The organism is Natrarchaeobaculum sulfurireducens (assembly GCF_003430825.1).
GTDB classification, from domain to species: Archaea; Halobacteriota; Halobacteria; order Halobacteriales; family Natrialbaceae; genus Natrarchaeobaculum; species Natrarchaeobaculum sulfurireducens.
In genome coordinates this window covers 1,877,029-1,895,875 of the sequence record NZ_CP024047.1, presented here as the reverse complement: position 1 = coordinate 1,895,875, position 18,847 = coordinate 1,877,029, and the positions used below count along the sequence as shown (strand labels likewise).

The window sequence follows — 18,847 nt, the reverse complement described above, 5'->3', positions numbered from 1 at the left end:
TCGTGTCACCTCTCATGAAGACCGTTCACCGGAACCCGTATAGAGTTTCCGTCGGTAATGGCGACTGTCACCGAGGGCGACCGCTCCTCGAGAGCAACGCTCCTTCTCGTACCATTGGCACCGACTCACGGACCACCCTCCCGCTCTACCCGTTCGGCTGTTCGAGTCGGTCAGCGGGCGTCGTCGGTGCAGACGGCGAGATCAGGTCCAGCGATCCAATCCGGTCTGTGTGACGGTCTCGTCGATCCGCTCGAACCCGCGGGCCACCTCGTCTTCGTCGACCCCCCACTCCCCGCAGACGAACTCGCGGGCGGCCTCGAGGTCGGGCTCGAGCGCCGTGTCGAACTCGTACTCGTCGGTGACGTTCGGCTCCCGAAACAGCTGTCGGACCCGGTCGCCGTGTTCGACGCTGTCGCCGCGGGCTTCGAGGACGCTCCAGAGATCGCCGTGTTCGGTGATCTCTTTGATCGCCGTTTTCGGGCCGATGCCCGAGACGCCCTCGTTGAAGTCCGTTCCGATCAGGATGGCCGCATCGATCAGTTGTTCCTGTGTGAGGTCGTGGTTTGCGAGCGTCGCCTCGAGATCCATCAGTTCGGGATCGCCCTTGCTCGTCAGTTGCCGGAGGGTGTACGGTGCGCCGAACAGCAACGCGTCGTAGTCTTCGGAGCCGACGTAGTCGGCGTCGCCGCGTCGGACCATGTGTGCGGCCTGGGCCTCGCCCTCGGCGGGGGCTTCGACCACCGGCACGTCGAGCAGCCCTAGCAGTTCGCGACTCGTCTCCTGAATCGTCGACGTCAATCGCTGCGTTCGGGACTCGAGTTGGGCGATTGCCACCGCGTCGCCCTCCTCGCGGGCGATCTCGAGTTGCTCCTCGTAGGTTTCGCGTTGCTCGCGACGGGATTCGATCTCGTCGGCTTTGAGCTCGGAGGGACCGCCGTCGAAGACCATCACCGGCGTGACGTCGTGTTCGAAGAACTTGGGCAGTCCCTGAACGATGCCGATCAGGTTGGCGACCTCGGTGCCGTCTGCGGTCGTGTACGCGTCGCTCGAGGTCCACTTGACCGTCGTCGTCAGGTACCGATACAGCCAGTTGTGTGCGTCGACGGCGACGATACCGGAGACGTCATCGAAGGGAATCTCCTCGATGACGGCGATGTCGCGAAGTGCTGCATTTCCCATCACCTCGACGTTGGGTGCGTCGGGCTTTCAAACGTCCGTTTCGTCGACTGCTGGCGGATCGCTCCCGCGGCGGGACTCGAGAAAGGTCTCCTCCTCGGCGGAGAGGTCGCGCTCGCGAAACGCCTCGAGGCCCGCCTGGTAGCGCGCTCGCGGGCTCGATCCGATGTCGTCGGCGTCGGTGGCATCGGTCACGTCGACGGCGTCGGAAGCGTCGGCCCGCCGAGGATGTTCGAGGATCAACTCGGCGATTCCCGTCGTCTCGCCCGTGTAGCCGAACCCGGCGCGGTACAGCGCCTCGTACGCGAACGGGTTGTTGACGGCGATTCGAAGCCGGTCGTAGCCGCGCTCGAGCGCCCGGTCGCGGGCGAACCGACACAGTCGGGGGCCGATCCCCTCGCCACGTCGGTGTCGGTCGACGGTGACGTAGCGTAGCCACAGCGTCTCTGCATCGGTTCGATCTTCGTTGAACGCGATGGCTGCGACGATCTCCTCGCCGTCTCGCACGACGGCCTTCCCCGTGTTCGTCATCACGAACTTGCCGGCGTAGCTGAACCGTCGGTAGTCGAGCCGGAGTTTCGGGCCGTCCGGCGGCCAACCAAGCAGGTCGAACTCGAGGTCCACGGCGGACGTTCGACCGCGGGCCACTAATACCCGTGGGGCCCGCGACAGGGCAGTCGAGTGCCGGTCGAAGGGTTTTACAGACGGTTGTGATTGGGTAGCATGATATGGCACCAGATACACAGAACACGTCCCTGGTCGGCATCGACAGTACATGGGGCTGGCCGCTCGGTGGGGCACTCGGCGGGGCGCTCGGTGCCGCCGCGTTCGGACTCCTTATGTGGGCGTTCGAACCCGACGTCCTCGCGGCCGCGATTCCAGCGATCTACGGCCTCGAGCCCGTCGGCGTCGTGGGCTGGACAGTCCACATCGCTCACGGCGTCGCCCTCGGGATCGTCTTCGGCTTTCTCGTCACCCGGCAGCCGATCCTCGGGATCGTCAAGACGACGGTCGAAACCGACGTGCTCTCGAGAACCGGGGTCATGAGTCGGGTCGTCGCCGCCGGGTTCGTCTTCGGGCTGGCGATCTGGGCGATCCTGCCACTGATCGTCCTCCCCGTCTGGATCGAAGCGTTGGGTGCCCAGGCGGCCGAGGACTTCCCTGGGGCTGCCGTCGAGAGCCTCCTCGGTCACGTCCTGTTCGGAATCGTCCTCGGGCTCGTCTTCGCCGCCACGATCGATCTCGGCGACCGTCCGGCTCGCTCACCGTTCGAGGAGTGACGCTCCTCTTTGAACCGAGTTCGCCAGCGCGTCGTCCACACTACCTCGTCTTTCATCGCCGAGCAGTGCTCGCTGGCGCGTTCCTCGCCGGTCGTCAGAAACTGTTCGTCGATCTGCAGGAGCTGTTGCTCGAGGCGGGGCGCAGTACAACAGCGCGGACCGGGATTTGAATCCGACTACGAGACGGTCGTCCTCACTCCGTTCGGACGCTGCGACTCGCGTGCTTCAAATCCCTCATTCGATTGCTACGGCTCACGAATTGTTCGCCGTAGCAATGCGCGGACCGGGATTTGAACCCGGGCCATGAGCTTGGAAGGCTCAGGTCCTACCACTAGACCATCCGCGCTCTGTACCTCAATTTGGGCGCGTCTAAGTTAAGACTCTTCTCATTTCTCGTCGCCCTTTGCGTCATGGCACCTCGAGGGGACCCCCTTAGACGGAGTCCACCGACCCGGCGACCGTCGCATAACAGTTCCCACTCGAGAGTTCCCACTCGCAAATCTTGAGGGCGCTCGTCTCGAGGTCCGCCTCGAACTCGTCGGGGTCGTAGATGTGGTAGAAGCGGTCGACGGTCTCCCCGCCGGGGAGGGTCCACTCGACGGTCGTATCGAACCCCTCGGTCTCGTCGAAGCGGTTGTGGGCGGTCGACCAGGCGCTGACCAGCGCGCGGCCGTCCGGTCTGAGCACGCGGGCGAGTTCGTCGAGACTTGCTCGCCTGGCCAGACGGGTTGGCAGGTGATGCAGCGTCGCGACGTAGACAGCGAGGTCGACGGCATCCGTCGCGAGCGGGAGTTCCGCGGCGTCGGCTTGCAACAACGCGACGTCGAATTCACGTTCGCGGGCCCGTTCACGTCCCGTCTCGAGCAGTCCGCGGCTGGCGTCGACGCCGACGATCGACTCGAGGTCGGTCTCGGCGGCCAGCACTTCGGCGTGCCGGCAGTTTCCACAGCCGAGGTCGAGTCCGACCGTCGGCTCCCGACGGGGGCTCGAGGCGTCGCGGTCGGTCCGGTCCCCGTGTGTGTGGACGAACGATTCGACCTCGGGCCAGGCGTACTCGCGGGTGGACGCGAAGTGGGAGGCGATCCGATCGTACGTGTCGCGGACGGCTGCGCGCTTCGATCGGTCGGCCGCCCGGTCGTGTTCGTCGGCCATTGTCGCTCGTCGTCGCGGGACGTGCAAAAAGCGTTCGAGTGTGACCGGCGCGGGGCCTCGAGTCGATCAGACGACGACCGCGAACAGGAGCACCGAAAGCGCGATCATAGCTGCCGCGTGTTTCGCGCCAGCGCGTACGTCGCCGGTACTCAGTTGGCCGGCGATCAGCCCCGAGAGGAGCCCCTGGACGAGGGTCGCGTGATAGAACAACGTTCCGTACGCGTCCATCTCGCCGGCTGAGAGACCGGCGAGCCCGTCGACCTCTGCGCCGCCACCCCCTGCCTCGAGCCCCTCCACCGGGATGTTCGGCAAGAGGTAGGCCGCGAGCACCGTGACGATGAACAGGAACACTAGAAACGAGATGTAGACGACGATCATGTATTCGACCATCACCTGGCCCCGTTCGCGCTTGAGCCGTCGATCGGACGCGGCCTGGCGACCAGCGATCCGGAGGACGGTCGCGAGGTTTCCGCTCGCGTTCATCGCCTCGGTGATGAGCGTGACCGCCCGGGAGACGGCTCTGGTGCCGACACGACTCTCGAACCGGCGAAACGCACTCGAGAGGTCGGCCCCCCACTGGACGTCGGCCCAAACTCGATCGAGTTCCTCGCCGAGCGGTCCGAGTTCGGAGTTTCGGACGTGATCGACGGCCAGCACCATCGACGAACCGGCTTCGTTGACGCTCGCGAGTCGGTCGAGGAGGTCCGGGACGGCCGCCGCGACGGCGTCGATCCGGCGGCGATGCAGTTCGTAGAAGGCGGCGAACGTCACGAGGACGAACAGCAACGCGAGCGCGACGACGTCGTCGATGACGGTCACGTCGAATCCGTCAGCCGTAATCGCCGCTTGCGACTGCCAGGCGACGACGGCGAGCGCGACCGGGACGGTGATCGCGAGAGTCAGGTTCGGCCGTTCGAGCAGCGTCTCGAGCGGGGATGCGAACCGGTCGCGAATCGCTTGCAGCCGACGGTGATACTGGATTCGCTCGACGTTCGATCGGACGGTCTCAGCAGCTACAGCTGTCGAGACTGCGCCTCGGTTCTCACCGTTGGTACCCCTCGACCCACCCGTTATGGGCGTTACTGGCTCCGGTTCGTCCGGCCTGGTGCTGCCGGGGATGAGCGAGTCGGTAACCATGCTGAGGTAGACGACGAAGACGAGATTCCCGAGCGGCAGGATCAGGTAGATCAGTACCTGCAGCGGCTCGACCGTCCCACCCACGGAGATGCCGATGACGACCAGTATCGTCACGAGAAAGAGTGGGCCGGCGACGAGTACCGTCACGTACGCCTCCGCAAGCGTCCCCAGTAACTCGAGGACGCGTTCTTGTTGGGATTCGGCTTCGGCCTGATACTCCTGGTGCTGTCGCTCGAGAAACGTAGAGAGGCTGTGTCCGCTCTGGAGGACGCTGACGAGGTTCTCGGTAAACTCACTGAACGTCGGGCTCGGCGACTGTCGGCCCATATGCTGGAGGGCGGTGATGACGTCGACCCCGAAGGTGTCCATATGACGGATCGCGACCTCGAACTCCGCGGCGGCTTCCCCGTAGGTTGCCTCGTGGCGGGCGACGATCCGAACCACCTCGGGAAACGCCATCCCGCTTTTCGAGAGCGCATAGACGAACGCGATGGTCGACGGAAGCGCCGCGTCGATCTCGCGCTTGCGCGAATCGGCTACGTAGGCAGGATACCACCACCGGATCCAGTAAGCGAGGCTGGCCGCGATCGCGCCCAGCGTAACACAGGCGACGGTGAAGAGGACGAACAGCTCCCCCGCCGACAGCGCCGGCAGGCCACCGAGATTCGCGAGGAACTCGAGCGGGCCGGGCAATGCCTCACGCATCGTGTCGGGCTCGATCGCGAGTACGAGCAAGAGGGCCCAGATAACGTAGATCCCGAGGATCGAGCCGACGACGGCAGCGATCGCGGCGTAACACATCGTCTTCGATCCGTACTCCCGATAGGTCGTCGGCATGTGCGCCATCCGAAGCGCCTGCTGTCGGTTCGGATGCTCCTCGCGAAACTCTTCGATATAGCCACCGAACAGACCGATCGAAACACGTGTCAATGCGCGATCGACGCCTTCGTGGACGGTCGCGAGGAGAATTGGCACGCAGAGAGCGAGTGCAAACGCCAGCGGAACGACACTCGAGAGCGTCATTCCTGACGTCCGCCGCCCCCGACAGGCGTTCCCGAGGCTGTCGAATCGTTGCCCGCGTTCGTCTCGTCGGTCGTCGACGCGTCCGACGACTCGCGCGATTCCTCGGCCGCCTGGATCGTTTCGAGGACGCTCGCTTTGTCCGCGTAGTATTCGTTGACGAGCGCAGTGAACTGTCGGTAGTCCGAAATGCCGTTCTCCCAGAGGTACTCGAGGAACCGCTGTCGGTTCTCGAGTTCGCGCAGGAGATCGGTCTGGCTCCAGCCGCGTTCCTCACGGATCTCCGCCAGCAGCTGGCTCCCCTCCGAGCGAAACGCGTCCGCTTCGGAGTCCCAGGTGTACGCCGTCGAATAGTCGAGTTCGCCGGTTCGTTGATCGATCCCCTCGATTTCTGCGAGGACCTTGTTCCGCCTGACGCGACCGCTCTCGAGGCGGGTGAGCGTCTGCACCGAGAGGATGTCCAGACTCTGGACCATCGCTCGCGGGACGTTGATCGGCTCGTTCTCTAAGCGATTGATCACCGTCTGGACGGAGTCGGCGTGCATCGTCGAATAGGTGGTGTGGCCGGTGTTCATCGCCTGAAACAGGGTAATCGCTTCCTCGCCGCGAACCTCACCGACGACGATGTACTCGGGACGATGTCGCAGCGCCGATCTGAGCAGATCGTACATCGTGACGTCTTTGCCGTCGTGGAGTCGCTCACGGGTGACCGACGAGAGCCAGTTGTCGTGATAGAGCTCTAGTTCGCGGGTGTCTTCGATGGTGAGCACTTTCGAACGTGGCGGGATGAACATCGAAATCGCGTTCATGCTCGTCGTCTTGCCCGACGCGGTGCCGCCGGCGAAGATGAGACTCTTGTTGTGCTCGATCGCGAGCCAGAGGTAGGCCATCTGTTCGACGCTGAACGTGCCGTACTCGAGTAAGTCGACGGGAGTGAACGGTTCGTCAGCGTACTTGCGGACGGTGAACGCGGACCCGCGCGGGGTAACCTCCTCGCCGAGGGCCAGTTCGGCACGCGAGCCGTCAGAAAGGGTCGTCTCGACCATCGGGTCGCCGATCGAGATGTGGCGACCGGAGTGCTGGGCGAGTCGAACGACGAAGCGATCGAGATCCGCTTTCTTGAAGGAGACGTTCGTCTCGATGTCCGTGTACTCGTCGTGGTAGACGAAAATCGGCAGTTCGTAGCCGTCACAGGAGACGTCCTCGACGTGCGGGTCGTGCATGATCGGATCGAGTCGGCCGTAGCCCCGGAAATCCCGGTGGACGTAGTAGAACAGCCGGTAGAACGCCCGAACGTCGATTTCGGCCCCGTAACGCTCTAAATACTCGTGGATCGTCTCCCGCAAAAGCGTCTCGACGTCGTCGTGGGGTTCATCCCGGTATAAGAGCGGGTCGCGGACGTCCTCGAACAGCGTCTCGAGCAGGACGCGTTCGTCCGGGCGGAGCGTCGGCTCGACGACGTGGTAGCGGTGGTGGTTCGCGTCCGGGTCGTAGCCGATCGTGACGAACGCGAACGGGGCGTTGACCCAGTACCGATCGACTTCCTCGAGTCCGGAGATACCGTCGAACTCGAGCAGCGGCCCGTGCACTGAGGGCTGGTACTCGACCAGGTCGATCTCCGTGCCCCGGATCGCCTCGAGGACCCGTCGAATCATCCGTCGTGCGCGCTCGAGGATGGTTTCACCGTCGTTATCTGCCATCCACCGTGGCGAGCGCTTTCCGTCGGTGCCATCGGCACGTCCCCGTTCGAACTCGAGGTCTCCCTCTGGTGTGGTCATCTCTCGCCCCCGTTTGTCTTCGCTAGTGATCGGTGCGGAAAGACGGTCTGTCTTTCGGAATGTCGAAACCGAGACGGCTTAAGTGGGGCGGCCGGTCGGAACCACCTTCCGGAGGGGCTGCGACCGACAGAAACCGGTCAGTTGGCCGATTCGTCGTGCGTTACGTTCATACGGCGGGAGCGCTAACCGCTGTGTACGGAATGAGGCGCGAGCACTTCACCCTGGATGTCGACGACGTCGACTGGGTCGAGACTGATGGCAAACCACACAAACCCTCCGTATCGATCGAGTTCACTGGCCCATCGACGATGCTCCGCGAGCGCCTTACCGGCCCGGACGGCGACCTCCTCGAGGCGGGTGAGACGGACGTCGCGCTTCGACTGCAAGCCCCGCTCGACGACGACACTCCCGGCGTCGTCAGCGTGACGAACCGGGTCACCGGCGAGTTCATCCTCGAACTCAACGAGGACGCCGACGACGTTCTGAAGTTTATCTCTGCAGCACGAGGCTACGGCGAAAGTTCGAACGGCGACAACGGTCGCTACGCCGTCGAGATCACGCTCGAGGACGAAGACGAGCCGTTCGTCAGATATGACAAACAGACGTTTCTGGTCTATGACGACGACGGAAGTCTCCTCAGACAGCACAGCCTGATCCCGAGCGGCGTCGAACTCTGAGCTACGGGTAGTCACACCGGCGTTTCAGGACCGAACGGGCGTCGGTACTTTCATTCGATGGGAAGCGACCGGTAGCTATAAGTGTTTTAGGCGACCCTAAATTAGAGTAGACACCGGTAACTGCCGGGGGATGACTATGGCGAACGGACAACTGCTCTCGACGACGACTCAGGAACCGAGCCGCACACCCGAGACGACCGGTGGCGTCGTTCTCGAACTCGACGATATCGGAAAACACTTCGGTGGCGAGCCAGTCGTCTCCGATCTATCGTTGTCCGTCCACGACGGTGAGATCCTCACGCTTCTCGGGCCGTCCGGCTGTGGAAAGACGACAACCCTCCGGCTGATCGCCGGCCTCGAAAAACCCTCTGCTGGCCAGATCAGACTCGATGACAACGACGTCGCCGGTAACGGCCAGTTCGTCCCGCCGGAAGAACGCGGCGTCGGCGTCGTCTTTCAGGAGTTCGCCCTTTTCCCACACCTCACCGCCCGCGAGAACGTCGCCTTCGGACTCCAGGAGTGGGACGACACAGAACGCGACGCTCGCGTCGAAGAGCTGCTCGAGCTCGTCGGGCTCGAGACCCACGGCGACCACCTGCCGGACGAACTCTCCGGGGGCCAGCAACAGCGGATCGCGCTTGCTCGTTCGCTCGCTCCCGAACCCGAGATGTTGTTACTCGACGAACCATTCTCGAATCTCGACGTCGACCTGCGCGTCGAGATGCGCGAAGAGGTTCGTCGAATCATCAAAGAGACCGGCGTGACCGCGATTTCGGTTACTCACGATCAGGAGGAGGCGCTGTCGATCTCCGATCGTGTCGCCGTGATGAACGAGGGGAACATCGAACAGATCGACGTTCCCGAGCGCGTCTTCCAGCAGCCCAAATCACGGTTTGTCGCCGGTTTCCTCGGCCACGCGAGTTTTCTCTCAGGCGAGGTCCACGGTGATCACGTCACCACCTCGCTGGGTCGCGTTCTCCGCGACGACGTCAACGGGCTGGCCCACCAGTACGACGGCAGCGAGATCGACCTACTCATCCGTCCGGACGACGTTACTGCGTACCCCGCGAACGATTCCGAAGCGAACGGCCGCGTCGTCTACCGGCGATACCTCGGGCCGACCGTCCTGTATCGGGTCGAACTCGATTCCGGTGAGACGATCGAGTGTATGCATAATCACTCCGATCGAATCAAGTTGGACGAACGCGTCGCCGTCCGTGTCACGGCCGACCACGAACTCGCCTGGTTCCCTGCTGGCCAGCGCGACCGGGCCATCCCCCCAGCCGACGACTGACGTCGATTCGTCCCGATGCGTGAATTGCGGCTGAGGCCGCGTTTTGCGACCGCTACGCACACAATCCTTAAGCCACGACCGTTCGTAAGGCTGTGCATGCATAAGGACGAACTCCTCGAGCTTCACGAAGAACTCGTCATCATTATGGAGTACTTCGCCGAGCGCGAGGAGGTCGACGAGAGCCTCTTCGAACCGTACCACGAGCTCGACGTCGATCCCTCGCACGTCCACAAGTCCAAGAGCGAGCACAAACACGCGGTCTTCGTTCTGGGGAACGCGCTCGCAAACGGCATGAGCGACGACGAGTTCTCGAGTGCCGGACGAATTGGTAAACGAATGAAAGAACTTGCCGACGACGCCGAATCGAAAATCTAGAGCGAGGCTGAACGTATCGGATTCGAGAATAGTAGCCAAAAGTATTTGTTCCGGTTCCCGCTTGTTGAACTATGGAACCGCGCACGAAAAAGCGCGTCGAACAATGGGATTCTCGCCCGTTCAGCGGCGGTTACGCTGCGCTCTCCGATCTCGCTGCGAGTGGCTTTTCGGGCGCCGTCAGTGTAAGCCGCACGTGGCTGTTCATGCTCAACGGCCGCGTCGTCGGCGTATTCGACGGCGACATCGAGGACTTCGAGAACGCGTCCGGCACCATCTACGAGGCCCCACACCCCTCCCTGCCGTTGCTGTGTTCGATGGAAGAACGCGGCGGCGACACGCGAGCGAAGTACTATACGAACGAGACGCCGCTCGAGGAGGTCGACAAGACCCTCCGTGACGGATCGTTCACCGGCTACGTCGAACTGAGCGAAAACGTTCTCAGCGGCGACTACTACGCCGTCTACTACGGCGGCCGACGGATGGCTGCGGCGTACATCGGCAACGCCGAACGCCTGCTCACTGGCGACGATGCGTTCGACCGCGCTGCCGAGGAAGTCGGCATCTATCAGGTCATCGACATCGAGGTCGAGGTGACCGACGTTCCGGAAACGGACGACGACACCGAAACTGGAGGCGACACCGGCGACGACGACGGCTCAGTCGACGCCCAATCCGGAACGAACACGCCCACGACAGCGGCCAACTCGTCATCGAGCAATCGCCCGGAACCGTCGGCCGACCCGACCGAATCGGCGATCGAACCGATCGACATCTCGGGTGGAAACACCGGGACCGACGGAGTCTCGTCCACGTCCGGGATCACCGCCGACGACTCGGTTACTACAGAGCCGGAGCCGGCCGGAATCACCACGGCCGACTCGACTCAGGGTGACTCGCTCGAAAGCACCAGTGCTGAGGTGACCGACGACACCAGCGCCGAACCGGCCGACGGTATCAGTGCCGGACCGGTCAACGACACCAGTGCTGAACCAGCCCACGACACCAGCACTGAACCAACCCACGACACCAGCACTGAACCAACCCACGACACCGCCGACGACTCGAGCGGCTCGGCACTCGAGCCCGAAGAGGTCGAGGCGGCGGCGGCCGAACTCGAGCAGAACGACATTTCGTGGACGGAAGAGAGCGTCGACGGCGTCGACGCCGCTGAATCGACCGCCGACGCTGTGGCCTCTACGATCGATACCGACAACACGTCCGATTCGGCCGACGACACCAGCGGTGGGTCCGATTCGGCCGACGACGAGGCCGAATCCGAACTCGAGGAACGGTTCGAGGAGGAAGAACAGTGGCGAGAGACGCGAAGCATTCCGTCGATCGACCCCGACAAGACCAGCAACGCCGACTCGAGGCCGTCCAAGGAAGCAACGAAGCCCCGCCAGAAAGCGAGCCGCTCCGGTGAGGGCCGATCGGCTGTCGCGAGCGAATCGCGATCGGCCGACGCGACTGGGACGTCGACCGCAACCCAGCGACAACAGACACGGTCGAGATCCGCGAATCGCTCGACTGACGGCTCACAGGCGAGTGCCAGCGCCCAGTCGGAATCGCGTGCTGAGCACCCGATCGAGCGACTCAAAGCGCGCGTCGAGCGCCTCGAGTCCCGCCGAGAGGAACTCGTCTCGAAAGCCGAGCGCCTCGAGTCCGAACGCGACCGGCTCCAGTCGGAGAATCAGGAGCTGACCGAGCGCGTCGAACGACTCCAGTCGCACATCGCAGACCTCGAGACCGAACTCGAGCAGGCCCGCGACGACGAGACGACCGTGGCGGCCTCGAGACAGCTCTCGGCTGCCCAGGCCCGCTCCGGAACGAACCTCTTCGTCCGATACGGATCCAAAAGCGAGCCGACGCTTCGAACGGCTCACGAAGGCGATGCCGACCGGGATGACGTCGCCGCGAACCTCCGACTCGAACAGCACACCGAGTTCGACGCCGCCGACGTGGCCGTCGACGGCCAGTCCTACGAGGAGTTTCTCACTGGAACGATGGCCTACCAGTTCGTCGACTGGCTCACCGAAGTGTTGCTCTACGAGATCCGGGACACCGGTCACGCGAGCGGGCTAGCCGACCTCTACGACGCCATCCCACGAATCGATCGAGCGGAGCTTCAGGGGTCGATCTCGCTGGCCGACGACGACACCGAGGACGTTCCCGACCAGGTCTCGTTCGACGTCGTCGCGTACGACAAGATGGGCAATCCGCTCGTCGTCGTGACGGTGAACGACTCGAGAGAACCGGCGAGCGAGGAACTACTCGCCGGCCTCGAGGAGGCCGCCTCCGCGGTGAAAGCGAACTATCCGGACCTCGCGGCCGCGATTGCCGTCACCTCGAGTTACTTCGAACCCGGCGCACTCGAGGTCACCGAGCAGGCGACCACCGGTGGGTTCCTCAGCCGAAGTTCGAAGTCGAGTTTCGTCAACGTCTCGCGAAAGCAGGGCTATCACCTCTGTCTGGTCGAATCCCAGTCCGACGGCTTCCACATGAGCGTGCCGGAACTCTAACGGACCGGGACCGGTCGGTTGAGGACATTGTCGGTCTCAGCGGCAGTCTTCTACAGACTGTGAGACCGTTCAGGTCGATTGGGGTCGGTATCAGATCCGAAGACCGTGCTCGCGGCCGTGGTTGTGGCTCGTGAGACGTACTAGACGAGGGGACGGTCCGTCAGGGCGGACCGAGAGAGAATTAGCCTTCGATTTCGGCGACGTCTTCGATCTTCATCGACTCGAGCTTGTCGACGATGTCGTCGATCTTGCCGTCGAGTTCGTCGACGAACTCGGCGGTACGCTCGGTTTTGATCGCACCCTGGCTGGAGGGTTCGATGAGGTTCTCTTCTTCTAAGACACGCAGGGAGTACCGAACCTTGTGGTGAGGGTAACCCGTCTCGTTCGACATCTTGACGATCCCGATCGGCTCGTTCTCGATAACCATCTTCAGGACCTGCAGATGTCGTTCCAACATGTCGACTTCCTTCTCAAGTCGGTCTATCATGGCATTTGTTAACTTGTCTTAGGACCTTTTAAAAGTTACTCTCGCGATCCGACCAGAAGGGTGACAACTCGTTCTTAGTTTTTGCGAGTAGTTAACGTTTCGGCTTCATGGCCGTCATCGGTCGTCTGTATGGCGGTATCAGCGACGAATTCAGGGGACACGACCTGTGCGGGCCAACACACCTGGTGTTCTGAACAGCATGTATCCACGACCGTGTACAGATTTAGAATCGGGGCCCGCCAATACCGTAATCTGTTTATCGGCCCGGCAAGAATCCGCCGCTGTTATGACCGTCACAATCGTCGGGTCGCAACTCGGCGACGAAGGCAAAGGCGGCGTCGTCGACGTGTATGGCGACGCAGCCGACGTCGTCGTCCGCTATCAGGGCGGCGACAACGCTGGACATACCGTCGTTCACGACGGTACGAAGTACAAGTTATCGCTCGTGCCGTCGGGCGCCGTCCGGGACAAAGTCGGCGTCCTCGGCAATGGCTGCGTCGTCAATCCGGAGACGTTGTTCGACGAACTCGACCAGCTTCGCGAGCGCGGCCTCGAGCCTGACGTACGCGTGGCCGAGCGCGCACACGTCATCCTCCCGTATCACCGGGCGCTCGATGGAATCGAAGAAACCGAGAAAGAAGACCTCGCCGCCGGGACGACCAAACGAGGGATCGGCCCGACCTACGAGGACAAAGCTGGCCGCCGTGGCGTCCGCATCGGCGACCTCCTCGACCCCGAAATCCTTCGTGAGCGACTCGAGTACGTCGTTCCCCAGAAGAAAGCACTCGCCGAAGAAGTCTTCGGCAAGGAGACTGGCGAGGAGTTCGACATCGACTACCTCTATGAGACTTATCTCGAGTACGGCGAGCGACTCGCCGCCGAAGACATGACCGTCGACTGTGGGACGTTCCTCCAGGAGCGGATCGACGCTGGCGACGAAGTCATGCTCGAGGGTGCCCAGGGAACCTCGCTTGACATCGACCACGGCGTCTACCCGTACGTCACCTCTTCGAACCCGACCGCTGGCGGCGCAGCCGTCGGCAGCGGCCTCGGTCCAGGCGTCGTCGGCACCGGCGAGATCGTCGGTATCGTCAAAGGCTACCTCTCGCGCGTTGGTACCGGCCCGCTCCCGACCGAACTCGGCGGTGTCGAGGGACAGACGCCGGGCTATGACCCAGCGGAAGCCGACGAGGCCGAAGAGGAACTCGCGACCTACATCCGCGACGAAGGTGGGGAGTACGGCACTGTCACCGGTCGCCCGCGCCGTGTCGGGTGGCTCGACCTGCCGATGCTTCGCCACGCCGCACGGGCGAGCAGTTTTACCGGCCTCGCGATCAATCACGTCGACGTACTCGCAGGTCTCGAGGAGGTCAAAATCGGCGTCAGCTACGACTTCGACGGCGAGGAACTCCTGACGATGCCCCCGACGACCGAACAGTGGGGCCAGTGTGAGGCCACCTTCGAGACGTTCGAGGGCTGGCCTGACGTCGACTGGGCAGCCGTCGCTGCTGAGGGGTACGACGCTATCCCCGAAAACGCACGGGACTATCTCGAGTTCGTTTCTGACGAACTCGACGTGCCCATCTATGCCGTTGGCGTCGGCCCCGGCCGCGAGGAGACCGTCGTCGTCGAAAACCCCTACAAGTAACGCTAGCGGACGTCTCTCACCGGATTTCCACACCGGGCTCGAGTGTTTCGACGGGAACGATTTTCCCGAAACCTTTTGCTGAATGCGCTATGCCTACGTACTATGAAGGAGTCGTTGCTTGAGATTCTCCGCTGTCCGCTCGATAAACACGAACTCGAACTCGAGGACGCCGAGTACGACGGTGAAGAGATCGTCGCCGGTGTGCTCGTCTGTGCGGAGTGTGGCGAACGGTATCCGATCGAAGACGGGATCCCGAACCTGCTCCCGCCGGACATGCGCGAGGAGACGCCAGCCTAAACGGCCTGATCGACTGTGTCCGGGACCGAGATCACCGTTCACGTCAATCGGACGGCCGCAAACACGCTCGAGACGGACGTCGAGTCGTTCGAGACTGACCGCCAACTCGGCGTCGTCCTGTGCGGTCACGAGCGGCCGGCACACGTCCACTGTCGGCTCGGCGGTGACCTCGGTCGGATCGCGTCGATCGAGCAGTCGAACTACTATATCGCCACCGACGACAGCGTCGGCGTGCCAATCGACGTCGACGGCAACGCCATCGACGAACCGGTTTCCGGATATCTCGAGTTCGTCACCGGCTACGGCTCGGAGTCGGTGTCGGTCGACGTCACGCTGTTACCGCCATCGCCGGAGATCGAGGTCGACGAGACGCTGACGAAACCGAACCGAGAGCGATCCGATCCACCCGCGGTCGACCGTGCCCTCGCGTTCGTCCGCGACGATCTCGGGGTCGACTCGACGACGCTCGCGGTGCTTGCTCTCGGTGCGTTCGCGCTCGCGGTCGCGGTCGCAACGACGGCGACGGTCGGTAGTTTCGTCGCCGTGTTCGGACTGGCGATCGTCCTCGGCGGCGTCGCCATTGCGGTGTGGCTCTTGTTGTAACGTCCGTCCGATCGGTGTTCACTTCTCGGACCGGTCGCTCGCCTCGAGTTCGCCGTCAGCGAAGCGCTTCGCACGGAGATACCGCGCGCGGTAGCGGTTCGCGCCGTCGGCGAAGTCTGCCTCGCGAATCTCCCCGAGTCGGTCGTCGGCGACCGCGTCGATCAGGGTCGATAGCTGCACGAATTCGCGTTCCGTGAGCTCGAGTTCGTACCGTCGTTCGGGGTCTGACTCGAGGGCGGTCCATTCGCGGGCGGCGGCGATCACGAGCGAACATGGCTCGCGACAGGGGAACTGACCGTCGCCGCCGGGGACCGCGAGGTCGTCGCCGTCGGCGTACTGCCACTCGCGGCGGCGCAGACACTGCGAGTCGACACAGCAGGCTTTCGCCATCCAGTCGACGGCCTCGCGGGGGAGTTCGTCGACCACGTTGTAGATCCCAGTCTGGCGTGCTGCCGCCTCGTTCCAGTGGTCGATGTCGAGCTCACCACATCGCTCGCGGTGCCAGTTCGCGATCGTCGATGGATAGAACGCGTCGACGGTCTCGACCAGCTGCGCGCCGGAGAGGCCGATACACGTCCAGCCCGATCGCAGCGTCGGGGCGGTCTTCAGCGGTCGATAACGATCGTTCTCGTCGAACCGAGCGATTTCGCGGGCCGCCCGGAAGCCGGGACACTCCTCGAGAGTTTCCGGGTCGGTGTCAGCGTCGTCGACGTGGCCGAGATCGTAGACGCGTTCGCCGTCAGGGGTGGAACCGTCGACGAATCGAGTCGTGATCGACAACTGCCCCCATTGTCGGTCGATTCCGTCCGAAAGCCCCTCGTATCGGCCGGGGACCGAGAGCGGATCGGCACCCATCTGCCCCTCGCCGGAAGCCGCGGCGACCGGTGCCCGCTCACACCATCGCAGGAACGCCCGTCGGGCCGTCCCCTCACCACCGACCGTCTCCTGCCAGTAGTACCAGTTGCTCACGTACGGCTCTGCCGCCTCGAGTGCCTCCACGAGCGCGGCCTCGTCGAGTTGTGCGAGGTCGTAGTCGGGAGTCTCGAGGACGTAGGTTCCGTCGTCGCACTCGAGTCGAAGGCCGTCGAAGTCGATTCCCTGATCCGTCGCGATGCGGACGGTCTCGCGGTGTACCGGTCGATCCACCACGGTCAGACACCTGTGCCGGTCACGTCGCCCTGGACCGATTCGAGCGCGTCACCGACGTCGGCCCCGGCCGCTGCCGCGCGCTCGAGGAGAACCGCTGCCAGCAGCTCCTCGGTGCCAACCGCGCCGGCGTACCAGAGGCGGTGTCCGTCGACGTCGGCAGGAATCGGCCAGCCTTCCCGGTAGTCGTCGGTCAGACCGACGTCCTCGGGGATGTCCTCTTGGGTGTGAAAGCCGTCGGCGATGAACAGCGGGACGAGGACGATGTCGCGGCTCGTGAAATACGCCGTCACGTCGTCGACCTCTGGGGATTCGTCCATGTACAGTGCGTTCACTTCCTCGAATCGCTCCCGTTCGCGGATGCGCTCGGCGTGGTACTCAATCGCTTTCGCGGAGTTTTCGTTACGGTCCGTGCCATGGCCAACGACTGCGAGACCGACCTCCGGCCCGACCTGTGGATCCCCCGTCACGCGCTCGGCTCGACGGACGATCACGTCGGTCATCGCGTCGTGGGTCCCAACTGGCCCACAGTAGTGGACCGTCTTCCCCACGTCGCCGGCCTCGAGTGTGACGCTCGCTGCGTTCGTCCCATCGGAGTCCCACAGCGAGGGATCCCAGCCCTCGAGTCTGAGTTCGCGCGGGATTACTCGTTCCGTGAAATATCCCTCGCTGATGAACAACGGGACGACGTACACCTCTTCGGCCTCGAGCGAGCGGAGGGCCTCACGGAAGTGTGGCTCTTCTTTCCAGAACGCTTCCTGAACCTCGTCGAACGCACCCGTCTCGCGGATGGCGTCGGCGTGGGCGTAGGTCGGAGCGGAGGCGTCCGGATTCAGGTGTGATCCGTGCGCCGCGACGACCAGAGCTTGCATGGCGAGCCGTTAGGATGGCGGGTGTTTATACACACCGGCGCCAGCACGTTCGGCCGGCTTTCGAGGACAACGGCGACCGCAATTAGGCGCTGACCTCGAATTCGGCTCGCGCCGTACACGTCGCTTCTCGTGCCTGTAGCTCCGCGATGACGGTGTACGCGCCCTGGCTCGCGCCGTCCCACTCGCCGTCGTACGTGACCGACTCACCCGGCTCGAGCCGATCCGTACTGAGCATCTGGGCAAACACACGGCCCTCCGTGAAGCGCCAGACCTCCCGGCTCTCGTCCTGGACGACGAACTCTGCCTTTGCGGCGTCGGAAAAGTGGAGATCGACCGCTTCGCCGCCCTCGTTCGTGACGGTGAACGCGAACTCGACTCTCGGCGTTCCGCCATCGGTCGTCGATACCGCCACATCGAGGGCGCCTTCGATCGTCATAGCTCGAGGTTGGCCGGTCGCCCGTATAGCTCTTGTCCGGAACAGTACGCCTATGACTTCCGGCTGCTAACTCCCTTTCGTGCAACTGGTCGGGTACGAGCCGAGCGGACGCGGTTCGGCGCTGTTACTCGCCGACGAGGGAGACCTCGAGCGACAGCCGCTCGAGCCCGGTGATACCCTCTCGTACGCGCTCGGTTCGCGTCGTTGTGCTGGTGTGATCGACGACGGCGAACACGTTCACTGTGATCGAACCACGACGCCGTACTGTGAGTTCCACACTAGCACGTGGGTCTGTGCTCGCTGTACGGGCACCTGCCTGAAACCCGAGATGGACTGTTACGACGACCACGCCGTCTACATTGCCGCGTTCGCTCCCGACACGTTCAAAGTCGGCGTCACGAAACGTCACCGACTCGAGACCCGTCTCCGGGAGCAAGGCGCCGACCGTGGGGCTCACGTCCACACCGTCTCGAACGGTCGGATCGCCCGCGAACTCGAGGCCGAGATCGCCACGCGGCTGGTCGACCGCGTCCGAACTGGGCCGAAGGTCGCCGCGCTCGCGAATCGCGTCGACGAGTCGGCCTGGGAGACCGTTCTCGAGGAGTTCGACGTCCTCGAGCGGTTCCAGTTCGATTACGGGCTCGACCTCGAGACGCAACCAGTCCGTGAGACGATGGTTTCGGGAACGGTCCAGGGGGTGAAAGGACGCCTGCTCGTTATCGACCGGGCCGGGACGACGTACGCCGTCGATATGCGCGACCTCGTCGGGTACGAACTCGAGGAGGGGTCCTCGAGCCGCGAGTTACAGTCCTCGCTCGGCTCGTTCGGGTAGGCGGCTGTGCTGGCGGCAGTGTTCGTGTGTTCCGTTGTCCGTCCACGGCTCACTCGAGCGGCGCGTACACCAGTTGTGACGCTCGCCGATAGCGGCTGACCGACGTTCGCTGGCATCC

19 protein-coding genes and 1 tRNA gene are annotated in these 18,847 nt (G+C 63.6%); 10 read left to right on the top strand and 10 right to left on the bottom strand.

Annotated features, from left to right (window positions below):
• Nucleotides 1-201 precede the first annotated feature (201 nt).
• Both fen and AArc1_RS10610 read right to left on the bottom strand, forming a co-directional pair.
• Nucleotides 202-1,179, bottom strand: coding sequence for a flap endonuclease-1 (fen, locus tag AArc1_RS10615; RefSeq protein WP_117364342.1), 978 nt, complete (start codon nt 1,177-1,179; stop codon nt 202-204).
• 27 nt (nt 1,180-1,206) lie between these two features.
• Nucleotides 1,207-1,800 (bottom strand): GNAT family N-acetyltransferase, encoded by a 594-nt coding sequence (locus AArc1_RS10610; RefSeq protein WP_228442313.1) that lies wholly within the window; start codon nt 1,798-1,800, stop codon nt 1,207-1,209.
• Between the two features lie 104 nt (nt 1,801-1,904).
• On the opposite strand from AArc1_RS10610, the gene AArc1_RS10605 reads away from it, so the two are divergent.
• Both AArc1_RS10605 and AArc1_RS19055 read left to right on the top strand, forming a co-directional pair.
• Nucleotides 1,905-2,456 carry a hypothetical protein gene (locus tag AArc1_RS10605; RefSeq protein ID WP_117365865.1) on the top strand — a complete coding sequence of 184 codons (552 nt, stop codon included), beginning with the start codon at nt 1,905-1,907 and terminating at the stop codon, nt 2,454-2,456.
• On the top strand, nt 2,453-2,626 hold the full coding sequence (locus AArc1_RS19055; RefSeq protein ID WP_154670604.1) for a hypothetical protein: 174 nt from the start codon (nt 2,453-2,455) through the stop codon (nt 2,624-2,626). Before AArc1_RS10605 ends, AArc1_RS19055 begins: the two co-directional genes overlap by 4 nt.
• A gap of 105 nt (nt 2,627-2,731) precedes the next feature.
• Here the strand turns inward: AArc1_RS19055 and AArc1_RS10600 are convergent.
• From AArc1_RS10600 to AArc1_RS10585, 4 genes are all read right to left on the bottom strand, one after another.
• Nucleotides 2,732-2,802, bottom strand: a tRNA-Gly gene (locus AArc1_RS10600).
• Between the two features lie 86 nt (nt 2,803-2,888).
• A complete protein-coding gene (locus AArc1_RS10595) occupies nt 2,889-3,608 on the bottom strand; it encodes a class I SAM-dependent methyltransferase (RefSeq protein ID WP_117364340.1) in 720 nt (239 codons plus the stop codon).
• Between the two features lie 66 nt (nt 3,609-3,674).
• Nucleotides 3,675-5,768 carry a type II secretion system F family protein gene (locus AArc1_RS10590; RefSeq protein WP_117364339.1) on the bottom strand — a complete coding sequence of 698 codons (2,094 nt, stop codon included), beginning with the start codon at nt 5,766-5,768 and terminating at the stop codon, nt 3,675-3,677.
• A complete protein-coding gene (locus tag AArc1_RS10585; protein WP_394341264.1) occupies nt 5,765-7,543 on the bottom strand; it encodes a type II/IV secretion system ATPase subunit in 1,779 nt (592 codons plus the stop codon). Before AArc1_RS10585 ends, AArc1_RS10590 begins: the two co-directional genes overlap by 4 nt.
• Before the next feature lie 200 nt (nt 7,544-7,743).
• On the opposite strand from AArc1_RS10585, the gene AArc1_RS10580 reads away from it, so the two are divergent.
• The 4 genes from AArc1_RS10580 to AArc1_RS10565 all read left to right on the top strand — a co-directional run bounded on the left by AArc1_RS10580 (nt 7,744) and on the right by AArc1_RS10565 (nt 12,408).
• Nucleotides 7,744-8,220, top strand: coding sequence for a DUF5793 family protein (locus tag AArc1_RS10580; protein ID WP_117364338.1), 477 nt, complete (start codon nt 7,744-7,746; stop codon nt 8,218-8,220).
• 136 nt (nt 8,221-8,356) lie between these two features.
• The gene (locus AArc1_RS10575) at nt 8,357-9,514 is read left to right on the top strand and encodes an ABC transporter ATP-binding protein (RefSeq protein ID WP_117364337.1); all 1,158 of its coding nucleotides are present in this window, start codon (nt 8,357-8,359) and stop codon (nt 9,512-9,514) included.
• Nucleotides 9,515-9,610: 96 nt separating this feature from the next.
• On the top strand, nt 9,611-9,889 hold the full coding sequence (locus tag AArc1_RS10570; RefSeq protein ID WP_117364336.1) for a UPF0058 family protein: 279 nt from the start codon (nt 9,611-9,613) through the stop codon (nt 9,887-9,889).
• A 71-nt stretch (nt 9,890-9,960) separates the two neighbouring features.
• Nucleotides 9,961-12,408: a DUF7527 domain-containing protein gene (locus AArc1_RS10565; protein ID WP_117364335.1), complete on the top strand. Its 2,448-nt coding sequence runs from the start codon at nt 9,961-9,963 to the stop codon at nt 12,406-12,408.
• Between the two features lie 181 nt (nt 12,409-12,589).
• On the opposite strand, the gene AArc1_RS10560 is transcribed toward AArc1_RS10565, so the two are convergent.
• Nucleotides 12,590-12,895 (bottom strand): hypothetical protein, encoded by a 306-nt coding sequence (locus AArc1_RS10560; protein ID WP_117364334.1) that lies wholly within the window; start codon nt 12,893-12,895, stop codon nt 12,590-12,592.
• Nucleotides 12,896-13,181: 286 nt separating this feature from the next.
• Between AArc1_RS10560 and AArc1_RS10555 the strand changes: the two genes are divergently transcribed.
• From AArc1_RS10555 to AArc1_RS10545, 3 genes are all read left to right on the top strand, one after another.
• Nucleotides 13,182-14,543, top strand: a complete 1,362-nt coding sequence (locus AArc1_RS10555; protein WP_117364333.1) for an adenylosuccinate synthase — start codon at nt 13,182-13,184, stop codon at nt 14,541-14,543.
• A gap of 102 nt (nt 14,544-14,645) precedes the next feature.
• On the top strand, nt 14,646-14,840 hold the full coding sequence (locus tag AArc1_RS10550; RefSeq protein ID WP_117364332.1) for a methytransferase partner Trm112: 195 nt from the start codon (nt 14,646-14,648) through the stop codon (nt 14,838-14,840).
• A gap of 15 nt (nt 14,841-14,855) precedes the next feature.
• Nucleotides 14,856-15,443, top strand: a complete 588-nt coding sequence (locus AArc1_RS10545) for a DUF7524 family protein (RefSeq protein WP_117364331.1) — start codon at nt 14,856-14,858, stop codon at nt 15,441-15,443.
• 18 nt (nt 15,444-15,461) lie between these two features.
• Here AArc1_RS10545 and AArc1_RS10540 read toward each other — a convergent pair whose 3' ends face one another.
• From AArc1_RS10540 to AArc1_RS10530, 3 genes are all read right to left on the bottom strand, one after another.
• Entirely contained in the window at nt 15,462-16,589 is a 1,128-nt protein-coding gene (locus tag AArc1_RS10540) for a DR2241 family protein (protein WP_228442312.1), read from the bottom strand.
• Nucleotides 16,590-16,594: 5 nt separating this feature from the next.
• Nucleotides 16,595-17,461, bottom strand: coding sequence for a CbiX/SirB N-terminal domain-containing protein (locus AArc1_RS10535; protein ID WP_117364329.1), 867 nt, complete (start codon nt 17,459-17,461; stop codon nt 16,595-16,597).
• Nucleotides 17,462-17,543: 82 nt separating this feature from the next.
• Nucleotides 17,544-17,897 (bottom strand): BsuPI-related putative proteinase inhibitor, encoded by a 354-nt coding sequence (locus AArc1_RS10530; protein WP_117364328.1) that lies wholly within the window; start codon nt 17,895-17,897, stop codon nt 17,544-17,546.
• 79 nt (nt 17,898-17,976) lie between these two features.
• On the opposite strand from AArc1_RS10530, the gene AArc1_RS10525 reads away from it, so the two are divergent.
• Entirely contained in the window at nt 17,977-18,729 is a 753-nt protein-coding gene (locus AArc1_RS10525; protein WP_117364327.1) for a DUF2797 domain-containing protein, read from the top strand.
• The last annotated feature ends 118 nt before the right edge of the window (nt 18,730-18,847 follow it).

Coding starts and splice junctions, on each gene's coding strand:
- fen (WP_117364342.1), bottom strand. CDS start 1,179: ATGGGAAATGCAGCACTTCGCGACATCGCCGTCATCGAGGAGATTCCC.
- AArc1_RS10605 (WP_117365865.1), top strand. CDS start 1,905: ATGGCACCAGATACACAGAACACGTCCCTGGTCGGCATCGACAGTACA.
- AArc1_RS10595 (WP_117364340.1), bottom strand. CDS start 3,608: ATGGCCGACGAACACGACCGGGCGGCCGACCGATCGAAGCGCGCAGCC.
- AArc1_RS10590 (WP_117364339.1), bottom strand. CDS start 5,768: ATGACGCTCTCGAGTGTCGTTCCGCTGGCGTTTGCACTCGCTCTCTGC.
- AArc1_RS10585 (WP_394341264.1), bottom strand. CDS start 7,543: ATGACCACACCAGAGGGAGACCTCGAGTTCGAACGGGGACGTGCCGAT.
- AArc1_RS10580 (WP_117364338.1), top strand. CDS start 7,744: ATGAGGCGCGAGCACTTCACCCTGGATGTCGACGACGTCGACTGGGTC.
- AArc1_RS10575 (WP_117364337.1), top strand. CDS start 8,357: ATGGCGAACGGACAACTGCTCTCGACGACGACTCAGGAACCGAGCCGC.
- AArc1_RS10570 (WP_117364336.1), top strand. CDS start 9,611: ATGCATAAGGACGAACTCCTCGAGCTTCACGAAGAACTCGTCATCATT.
- AArc1_RS10565 (WP_117364335.1), top strand. CDS start 9,961: ATGGAACCGCGCACGAAAAAGCGCGTCGAACAATGGGATTCTCGCCCG.
- AArc1_RS10560 (WP_117364334.1), bottom strand. CDS start 12,895: ATGATAGACCGACTTGAGAAGGAAGTCGACATGTTGGAACGACATCTG.
- AArc1_RS10555 (WP_117364333.1), top strand. CDS start 13,182: ATGACCGTCACAATCGTCGGGTCGCAACTCGGCGACGAAGGCAAAGGC.
- AArc1_RS10550 (WP_117364332.1), top strand. CDS start 14,646: ATGAAGGAGTCGTTGCTTGAGATTCTCCGCTGTCCGCTCGATAAACAC.
- AArc1_RS10535 (WP_117364329.1), bottom strand. CDS start 17,461: ATGCAAGCTCTGGTCGTCGCGGCGCACGGATCACACCTGAATCCGGAC.
- AArc1_RS10530 (WP_117364328.1), bottom strand. CDS start 17,897: ATGACGATCGAAGGCGCCCTCGATGTGGCGGTATCGACGACCGATGGC.